1 protein-coding gene and 1 pseudogene are annotated in these 990 nt (G+C 68.8%); one reads left to right on the forward strand and one right to left on the reverse strand.

What is annotated here, in order from left to right; translation table 11 throughout:
* A partial coding sequence (locus FL311_RS43355; RefSeq protein ID WP_194869648.1) for an aldo/keto reductase occupies positions 1-324 on the forward strand: 324 nt, incomplete at its 5' end.
* A 22-nt stretch (positions 325-346) separates the two neighbouring features.
* On the opposite strand, the pseudogene FL311_RS44735 reads toward FL311_RS43355, so the two are convergent.
* Positions 347-990, reverse strand: a pseudogene (locus FL311_RS44735) (hypothetical protein); the annotation flags it as partial.

Raw genomic sequence — 990 nt, forward strand, 5'->3', positions numbered from 1 at the left:
GGCGTGGGGGTCATCGCCAAGCGGCCCCTGGGCAACGCGGCGTGGCGCCATGACACGCGGCCCCAGGCGCACGACGTGGGGCAGTACTGGGACAGGATGCGGGCGATGCAGGTGGACCTGGGCGGGCTCGAGTGGGATGAGCTGGCGCTGCGCTTCGCGGCCCATTCGCCCGGGGTGAGCGCGTGCATCGTCGGCACCACCCAGGCGTCACGGCTGCGGCGCAACCTGGACATCCTGTCCAGGGGGCCGCTTGCCGAGTCACAGGTTTCTGGGCTGCGCGAGCTGTTCCGCCGCCATGACGTGGGATGGGACGGGGTGATTTGAGGGGCCTTGCCCCTGTCACCGGTCAGCGTCGCCGTCTCGTCGAGAGGCGCCGCTGAAGCAGGGCCATGACGCCTAGCACGGTCAGCACTCCGGAGGACGTGGACGCGCCGTGGGTCGAACCACAGCCGAGGGGCTCCTCGGCATCGCTCCAGGTCTCGGTGCCCTCCTCGCTCACGGACGCCGTGACGCCAGCCCTCACCTGGTGATTCAGGACGCGGAAGTCACTGTCCGCGATGAGGGTCCGGACGGAGGCGCGGCCAAGATCGTCGATGGGCGGCGCACCCGTGCGGAAGACAAACCGGTTAGCAATCTGCACCTCACTGCCTCCAGGCGGCCGCACCCAGACGCTGTAGCGACGCGCGGGCAGGTCCGCGAGGATGCGCACGTGGTACGTGCGGCCACTCACATACGGCACCCGCGTGAGTGACGCATACGCGCCTGCATTGCGCACGTCGAAGTACCCCTCCAGGTTCATGCGCACCGTCATGTTCAGCGAGGCGTAGTCCGTCACCGACGTGGCGCTGTCCGTGTAGCCGATGGTCCCATCCTGCCGGGAGGCGAGCGGCGTCACGTCGAACTCGATGGTGCGCACGCCGGTGTTGCCGCTGCCCAGCCGATGCTGGCTCTCGAAGAAGGAGAGCTTCGAGTACCAGGGGTAGGGAGGGT

Origin of the sequence: Myxococcus sp. AB025B (genome assembly GCF_006518215.1) — a bacterium.
Classification (GTDB): domain Bacteria; phylum Myxococcota; class Myxococcia; order Myxococcales; family Myxococcaceae; genus Myxococcus; species Myxococcus fulvus.